We start from the raw sequence: 8470 nt of genomic DNA, 5'->3' as shown, positions 1-8470 counted from the left end.
TTATTCAAGCAGATGAAACACCAGTGCTTGTTAATAAAGATGGACGTTGCCATCTATAAGATTGAAGAAGAACTTAAAGACCTTTCTCCTGAGGAAAGAGTGAACAGGCGTCAGCTCAGTGTCAAGCCACTAGTAGATGCTTTCTTTGCATGAGTAAAAGCTAATCAGCATAAAGTACCTGAGAAATCTGCAACAGGAAAAGGATTTACTTACTGTATCAATCAGGAGCAATATCTCAGAGTCTTTTTAGAGAATGGAAATGTCCCAGTAGATAAATGCTGCTGAAAAATCTATACGAAGCTTCTGTATAGGCAAGGCTAACTGGCATTTGATTGATACAATCAATGGTGCAAAAGCTAGTGCAATCATCTATAGTATTGCGGACACAGATAAAGCGAATCAGTTGAAACCATACCACTACTTTGAACACTTACTGATTGAGTTGTCAAAACATCAAGATGACACAAATTTAGATTTTATAGATGAATTATTGCCATGGTCAAAAACACTACCAAAAGAATGCCTAAAAACAGAACAATAACAAATGTGCCATCCAAGACGGGTGGCATTTTTAATATCCAGTATTTATGATTTACCGTTTACGAATTTGATGCATTAGCACCATGGTATCAAGAGGTCATTAATCAATGTCGTAATTAAATATAAAGTAAAATGCTCCAGTTTACACGGAAAACGTGTAAACTGGAGCATTTTACGTCGGATTATTGACCGCTTACGATGAAAAGAGAGTATTAATGAGTAAATGGATTATAAAAAGAAAAATGACCTGTTGATGACTTATCTGTTTTGCCGGCTATGGATTCATGACTGATTTCAATTTTATAACCAAATCCCTCGTATAGGTCTACATTATTGCCTGTAGAGATATGTTTTGCAAATAGTGGTGGTCGTCCGTGTTCGCTAAAGCTATAGTCTATGCAGAATATACTAACCCAAGAGCAAAAGGTGATAAATATAAAGCATAAAGTAGATATTATAAATTTTTTCATCTAAATTTGGCAAGGATACTCCCACTTCTAAAGTGGGGGAGGAATTGTCAGACCTCCACTTGCCACCCCCTCCTTTGTTTTTAGTATAATATTCACTAGAAACAAAAATATATGGTTTTAGTGAAAGGTTGTGTTAATATCGAATTAACTATTACTGCTAAAATACAAATATATCCCACTTGTGAACAAGAAATCATACTCTTAGATACAATGAAACAAATTAGAAAAACTCTTAATGAGGTTTCAAAGTATATCTATGATAATAATTGTTTTAATCAGAAGAAGATTAATGAAGATACTTATTATTAACTTAGAGAAGCATGTGGTTTGAAGTCACAAATGGCTCAATCTTGTATGAAAACAGCAATCGCAAAATACAAAACCAATAAATTCAATGGTCACAATTTTGCTTTGGTAAATTTCAAAAAACTTGAATACGATTTAGTTTGGAATAGAGATTATTCTATTGCTAAAGACGTATTTTCCATGAATAGTTTACAAGGTAGATTGAAAATCTCTTTTGAAACTAAGGGTATGGAACATTACTTTGATAACTCTTATAAATTTGTTACAGCTAAATTGGTATATAAATATAACAAATATTTTTTGCATATACCAATGACAAAAGAGTTTGAACAAACATCCATCCTAAAAATTGATAAAATTGTAGGTATTGATTTAGTGGGTGTAAGATTAAGCATATAAGAAGCCACTATAAATACCTACGGAAAGAATTACAAGAAGTTGATATAAATCAGCTACAAGAAAAATTAAAGCTATCGGTTCAAGAGAAAACCGTTATTGTACGGATGTTAACCACTCCATTACTAAGGCACTCGTTGAGCACTATGGACGAAATACCCTATTTGTCTTAGAAGACTTATCTAATGTGCGTTCTGTAACCAAAAAAGTATTTATAAAAGATAGATATGTTTCGGCATCTTGGTCATATCAATTTAGACAACTTCTTGAATATAAAGCATCCATGAAGCAATCGTTAGTAATTACAGTTCCACCACAATATACAAGTCAAATGAGTCCTAAATGTGGACATATTGATAAATCTAATCGTAATAAGAAATTACATTTGTTCTGTTGTAAAAATTGTGGTTATCAGTCTAATGATAATCGTATAGGAGCTATGAATCTCTTTAAAAAAGGTCTTAACTATATTGAAGAACATTCTAAAGAAGTTGCAGAGTAAACTTTTTGGCTTGGGCTGTTGTCAATCAGCCTAATGTAACCAACGTTTGAGGTGGTCCTTATTACAAACAGTATTTGTACAGACTCAATATAAGTTAATTATAACAAAATTGTATTTCAAATAATGAACAAAAATAAAGTGATAAAAGTAACAAAATAAACAAGCTGTAATTTATGAATGAAGAAGACAAGATATTCTAATCACATAAGTGGATTCCATAGAATAAATAACGTTAAGGAATAGCTACTACGTAGTATAACTATTTCATGATATAATGAACGGAGTAATAAACAGAAAAAACAGTATACGGAGAAAATTATGAACTTACGTGTGGAAGAGTATGATAAACAGTTATTTAATGATTTAAAGATTGATTGTATGAAATGTGCAGGCCTATGTTGTGTGGCACTTTATTTTGCTGCAAGTGATGGATTTCCGATGGATAAGAACAGTGGTGTGCCTTGTAAATTTTTAGATGAAGGCTTTATGTGTAATCAACATAGTGCGTTAAGAAGTAAGGGGTATAAGGGGTGTACAACTTACGAATGTCTTGGTGCAGGACAAAAGGTAACACAGGTGATCTATAAAGGTGAGAATTGGCAGAGTGCATCTCAAAAGAAGAAAGAAATGATAGAGGTATTTATCAAGGTTAAGAAACTTCAAGAAATGAAGTGGTATTTAACAGATGCTTTAACCTTCTCAGCAGCTGAGCCTATTAAAATAGAGTTAGTGAATATGATTGAAGAGACAGAGGGGCTTACTCAATCAGCACCAGAGGAGATTTTAAAACTTGATATTGAAAAGCATAGAAATAAGGTCAACCGTTTATTAAAAGAGCTTTGTTATTTAGTTGAGTTAAGTGTGATAAATCTTAAGGTAGCAAAAGCTAAGGATAGGAAGAAATTTGTACCGGGCCATTTCTTTATGGGTAAAAATCTAAGTAATACAAATTTAATAGGTGCGGATTTAGCTGGAGCTATTTTAATTGGTGCAAATCTTAAAAATGCAGATTTAACAGGTGCTAATTTAATAGGAGCAGACTTAAGAGATGCTAACTTAAGAGACGCTAATTTATCAAGCTGTTTGTTCTTAACCCAAGCTCAAATTAATACAGCGCAAGGTAGTGAAAAAACGCGATTACCTAAAGAATTAGTAAGACCAATGTGGTGGTAAGAAAATATATTTAACAGCTATTGACTCTGACATAATGGTAGACTCTATACTGAATTTGAGCTCAAGGAAAGCACATATGCGAGGTGGATAAAATGCTTAGAATAGGTGAATTTTCAGTTATTAAGGGTGAGTATCTGTATGAGTTTACGGGGTATCATTATTATAGTGAAATGTAGCTTTCTAGGGTAAATCGCATTACAGACCTTAAGGGTATAGGCTTTAGCCTAGCTATGATTGGTAAGATTATGAGTCAGAAGATATGTTGTGGCAGATTCTTATGAATGAGACAGCGCCGCTGAATATACAAAATAAACCAGCTGCACCGACAGAAGTAGCTTTAGGAAGTTTTGTTTTGATAAAGGCCTTAAAGTGCGTTACCTCATTGGAAATGATGTGGAATACATGGTTTATGTGACGGCCGTTAATGAAGTGTGAGAAAGTAAACCATCACAAGTGGTAAAAGTAGCGCCAATGGCTGAAGAGCTTGTAGCACCAGAAATTCTAACAGTGAGAATAATAGATGCTTCTCATGTAATCGGTTTACAGCCTTTAGATATCAATAATGTAGATATGAAATTCTATCTAGAAGGCTTCAATGTAAGTCAAATCATAGATAATGATTACACAACACATTATACAGAAGCAACTTATCAAAGAGAGCGTGGCTTTAGAGCTACATTTGACCAGGTTTATGATATGGACTATGTGGCATTTGTACCAAGACTTGATAGCCATTTAAATCATTATAAAGGGACTCGTAAATATCATGAATATCCATTTTGGTATTCAATTCGTGTATGGGAAACTTTAGATAGTGAACCGAAATTATTAGTTAATCATGAAGTCATTTCAAACTGTGGTAAAGATGTTTTAATGATTTTACCATTTGAAAAATCTAAAGTGGCTAAAAAAATAGATGTATTTTTATATGAATGGAACGGGGGCAGGAGCCATGAGTGTTTCTGAGATTATGTTCTATGAGTATCAAGATTTCATTGAACGCATTGACAATGTCTTTGCAAATGGCACACATACAAAAGTAAAAGAAGGCATCATAGTTTCAGAAGTTGATAACTTAATTAATGACAAAAGTCTTCAGCAGATCAAAAATTTGCGGCACAGGGACTTAGCAATCTTCAAGCTACAGGCGCTAGGGCAAAAAATGAAGTACTTGTTTATGTAGATGCACCAGAAGGTGGTATATTATATCTCACATATACAGGAGAAACACAAGGGACAACAACTGTGCGCATCGCCAATGCGAAGAAAATGCCGACTTTAGAACTAACAAGAAATTTAGCAACTTGTTTTTTTATTTTATAGAAAAATAGTTTTAATGGATAAGTTATATGAATAAACTAATAAAAAGCTATAGAAACAAAGGCTAAGCTGCGATAATGGAAAAGTCCATTATACCGGAAAAGCTAGGGTGGGATTAGCACTTGGCAGTTTTGGGGGAAACTGTCATATTGATAAAATTTATAAAAAGTGTCATAATCAATAAGTTTATCTTATATAGAATGTTCTTTTAAAATTCATATAAGAATTATAATAATTCTATAAAATATACATAGAAAATTTTTTATAGAGGATACTAAGAAAAAAACTTAATAAGGAGAAATACTGTGATTAAAATTGAACAAGAAAAATGTATAGGTTGTACACTATGTACAAAAGACTGCCCAGTTAGTGACATTGAAATGAAAGAAGACTTAAAGGCACATCCTAAAAATGAGAGATGCTTTAACTGTGGACATTGTATTGCCATTTGCCCAGTAGCAGCTATTGAATCTTTAGATTATGATATGAGTGAAGTAGTTCCTTTTGAACCAGAAGCATTTACTTTAAACTCAGAAAATCTTATGAATGCTATTAAGTTTAGACGTTCAACACGTCAATTCAAATCAGCTCCAGTTGAAAAGGAAAAACTTGAAAAAATCATTGAAGCAGGACGTTATACACAAACAGCTACAAATTCACAAAACGTGTCATATATCGTTGTAACTGATAAATTAGATGAACTTAAAGAAGCTGTATTTGAATCATTAAATGTTATGGGAACACATATGATTAACGACCCCAATACAGACCCTAATTTATTAAAATATGCGCATATGTGGGTACACATGTACAATGCACATAAAGAGAATCCTAAAGTAGATAGCGTATTCTTCAATGCACCAGCAGCTATTTTAACTGTATCATCACATGTTGTAAATGCTACACTGGCATCATCAAATATGGAACTTATGACTAATGCATTAGGCTTAGGCACATTCTTCAGCGGATTCATGACATTAGCCTCTGAAAGAACACCTATCATCAAACAAGTTTTAGGACTCAAAGAAACAGATAACATCGTAACATGCATGGTAATCGGTTACCCAAGCATCAAATACAAAAGAACAGCCCCACGCAAAAAAGCAGAAGTTATATGGCTTTAAAGGTGGCAAGCAATCGCTACTACTAGCTACACCTTCCGCAATCTGTGATACGCTAAGCTCGAGAAGCAAAGAAACGGTGTTCAACAAATTGCTCTAGAGGTAGACTAGTATCACCGATTACTTCCACTTGAATAAAGAAAAGCTGCATGGAAAGAAAAAAGCTAAGTAAGGTAGTAGTTACCTTGCTTAGCTTTTTTACTTAATGGTTACTTCCATAAAAACTCCTCAATTATAAAAATATGTATAATATTGTATCGTAGTATACATGATGGAATATTACATAAAAAAGAAGACTAAATGTTCAGACCACTACAACCTATTTAGTTTCCTTTTTTATTACTCTGTATATTCACATGAGAAACAGAATTTTAATACTGATAAGTACTGATTTTTTGAGCTGTTTGTAATAAAGTTTCAGCAATGTTTTTGGTTTGTGAAATTTGCGAACTATTTGATTCTGTGGCAGTATAACTGTCCTCAATATTGGCAAGGTTAGATTCACTAGTAGCTGAAATTTCTTCAATGCTTGCAACGATTTGATCATTAGAAGAAAGGACTTCTTGAATTTTATCAGATACAAGCCTTATATTATGATTTACTTGGTGCATACTATCAGTTGTTTTATTGAAAATAGCTTCTGTTTGAGCGATTAGATCGTTTTGAACTAAATTAGTTTCTCTAAAATCGTGCATGGCTGTAACAGAAGAATCTACCATGACTTGAAGTTCACCCAAGATATTTGCAATAGTAGCAGCAGAATCTTTTGTTTGTGTAGCTAAGGTACGGACTTCAGTAGCAACAACAGCGAAGCCTTTACCAGCTTCTCCAGCACGGGCACTTTCAATGGCTGCATTTAATGAGAGGATATTCGTTTGATTTGCAATGGCTGAAATAGCGGCAGTGATACGGCTAATTTCTGTAGTTTTTTCTTGAAGAGCAATCATAGCATTATAAACAGCATCACTATTTGTATTCATAGCAACTGTTTGTGTATTTAAGTTTTTAAGGATTTCTTGTCCATGATTAATTTCAGCCAGTGTTGCTGATGAAAGCTTAGACATATTCTCAGAAGCTGTAGCAGTATCTATAATAATATGTTGAATATCTTGGGTAAGCTGATTTTGAGTTTGGATGTTTTGAGTAGTTGCCTCGATACCTTTTGCAATATCATTCATTGTATTGGCTAAGATCTCACTAGATTGTTCAAGATTTGATACAACAGTATAAACATCTTTAGATTGTGAATCTAGGAGAACGCCTAATTCTAAGATGTTGTTTAATATTTCATTTTGTTTACTTTGACTCTTTTTTAGAGCTTGAACTTTCTCATCGTTTTGTTGTTTAGCAACACTTGTTCCAGCATAAGCAATGGCACAAAGGACAGACATAGAAGCCACTTGGATAAGATAATCTATAAGTGAATGAAAGTCATTTTGTTGTATAACGAAAATAAGCCAAATTACACGAAGAATGTTAACTGGTAAAACCACACTTATAATTTTTCGCATAAACTTTTTGTCAAGATATAAAAAGTATAAGAAAATATGTGGGATGATATAAACATAAACCCCAACGCGATAAGAAGAAAATAGGCTGTAGAAATAAACAACTAAAAAACCCCAAAAACTAAACTCTCTAAAAAATTTAGATTCATTATTTCTTATAAAGATGTAACAAAGCATGCTAACATCGGCGATGTTAAGTACTAGAGCAAGAAAAGCAGAGGGGAAGGTTTTGTAGCCATTAAAAGCCTCAATAAAGTTACCCGTAGCTAGAAGCGCATTAATAATGCACACTAATATTAGTACGAGCTTGTTAGTACGTGCATAAAAAGATAATTTAGATTTCATTTATAAAACTCCTTTTTATAGTGTATAAGAATTGGTATATTAACGAGTTGTGCTAGTTAAATTTACAAGTAGAATAAAGCTCCAAGCATGTGATATCTTACCCTTACATTTATGGTACGCCATCTGAAAAAGCTTGGTTTAACTATGTTTGCAAAAATTTCAAAAACCTATTTTCTAATCTAGGGCATCGTACACGTTTTAATTGAACTAGAAGAAATCTTGAATCTGTTATTAATGCAATCAGAAAAGCAATTTATAACTATATTGGCTACAACCATTCTGATATTTACATTGTAGAGAGTATGCCTATTCCTGTATGTGGCTTTTGTAGAGCTCATTTTAGCAAGCGATTCAAAGATATTTCATCTTACGGTTATTGTGCTTCTAAAAAATAAACTTACTACGGTCTAAAACTTCATGCTATAGTTACTCTAGAAGGTTATATCACCGATATTGAAATAATAGCAAAAATTCCTACCCCAAAGACTTGAAAAATTGGATTAGTAAACATAGAAGACGTATTGAAACTACTTTTTCACAGTTAGCTGACCAATTTCATGTTAATCAAGCTCTAGAAAACTCGTTTAGTGGTCTAAAAGCTAGACTTCAAAGCAAAATTCTAGGACATGACATATCTTGTTTCATAAATAAGTGTCTTGGTAATCAAGCAACAGAACAGATTAAACATTTAATATTTAGATAATATACTGATGTTTAATTATCATAGGGTTATTATAATTTCTCACTTTACCATATTTATCCTTATTGTAGTTTAAAATTAATTAGCAC

General features: G+C 32.9%; 9 protein-coding genes and 1 pseudogene. 9 read left to right on the top strand and 1 reads right to left on the bottom strand.

Going from position 1 to position 8470, the window contains the following annotated elements:
- Positions 1 to 328 precede the first annotated feature (328 nt).
- The 8 genes from JCM14822_RS19640 to JCM14822_RS17085 all read left to right on the top strand — a co-directional run bounded on the left by JCM14822_RS19640 (position 329) and on the right by JCM14822_RS17085 (position 5831).
- Positions 329 to 541: a transposase domain-containing protein gene (locus tag JCM14822_RS19640; protein ID WP_172674855.1), complete on the top strand. Its 213-nt coding sequence runs from the start codon at positions 329 to 331 to the stop codon at positions 539 to 541.
- 580 nt (positions 542 to 1121) lie between these two features.
- Positions 1122 to 1319, top strand: a complete 198-nt coding sequence (locus JCM14822_RS24230) for a hypothetical protein (protein ID WP_054743698.1) — start codon at positions 1122 to 1124, stop codon at positions 1317 to 1319.
- A gap of 18 nt (positions 1320 to 1337) precedes the next feature.
- Positions 1338 to 1715, top strand: coding sequence for a hypothetical protein (locus tag JCM14822_RS24225; RefSeq protein WP_330377656.1), 378 nt, complete (start codon positions 1338 to 1340; stop codon positions 1713 to 1715).
- A gap of 64 nt (positions 1716 to 1779) precedes the next feature.
- Positions 1780 to 2214: a transposase gene (locus JCM14822_RS24220; RefSeq protein WP_330377657.1), complete on the top strand. Its 435-nt coding sequence runs from the start codon at positions 1780 to 1782 to the stop codon at positions 2212 to 2214.
- A gap of 318 nt (positions 2215 to 2532) precedes the next feature.
- Positions 2533 to 3387 carry a pentapeptide repeat-containing protein gene (locus tag JCM14822_RS17100; protein WP_054743697.1) on the top strand — a complete coding sequence of 285 codons (855 nt, stop codon included), beginning with the start codon at positions 2533 to 2535 and terminating at the stop codon, positions 3385 to 3387.
- Positions 3388 to 3840: 453 nt separating this feature from the next.
- Positions 3841 to 4353, top strand: coding sequence for a hypothetical protein (locus JCM14822_RS17095; RefSeq protein WP_157047856.1), 513 nt, complete (start codon positions 3841 to 3843; stop codon positions 4351 to 4353).
- Positions 4340 to 4570, top strand: coding sequence for a hypothetical protein (locus JCM14822_RS17090; RefSeq protein ID WP_054743692.1), 231 nt, complete (start codon positions 4340 to 4342; stop codon positions 4568 to 4570). The genes JCM14822_RS17095 and JCM14822_RS17090 overlap by 14 nt, the downstream gene beginning before the upstream one ends.
- 442 nt (positions 4571 to 5012) lie before the next feature.
- Positions 5013 to 5831, top strand: coding sequence for a nitroreductase family protein (locus tag JCM14822_RS17085; protein ID WP_054743690.1), 819 nt, complete (start codon positions 5013 to 5015; stop codon positions 5829 to 5831).
- Positions 5832 to 6199: 368 nt separating this feature from the next.
- Here the strand turns inward: JCM14822_RS17085 and JCM14822_RS17080 are convergent, their stop codons facing one another.
- Complete coding sequence (locus JCM14822_RS17080) at positions 6200 to 7339, bottom strand: methyl-accepting chemotaxis protein (protein ID WP_172674854.1); 1140 nt, start codon at positions 7337 to 7339, stop codon at positions 6200 to 6202.
- 449 nt (positions 7340 to 7788) lie between these two features.
- Here JCM14822_RS17080 and JCM14822_RS25435 point away from each other — a divergent pair.
- Positions 7789 to 8384 (top strand): annotated as a pseudogene (locus tag JCM14822_RS25435) (IS982 family transposase); the annotation flags it as partial.
- Between the last annotated feature and the right edge of the window lie 86 nt (positions 8385 to 8470).

It is taken from the genome of Cellulosilyticum ruminicola JCM 14822 (genome assembly GCF_001311925.1).
GTDB lineage: Bacteria > Bacillota > Clostridia > Lachnospirales > Cellulosilyticaceae > Cellulosilyticum > Cellulosilyticum ruminicola.
The sequence above is the reverse complement of the archived record's forward strand: the minus strand, read 5'-3'. Positions and strand labels throughout refer to the sequence as shown.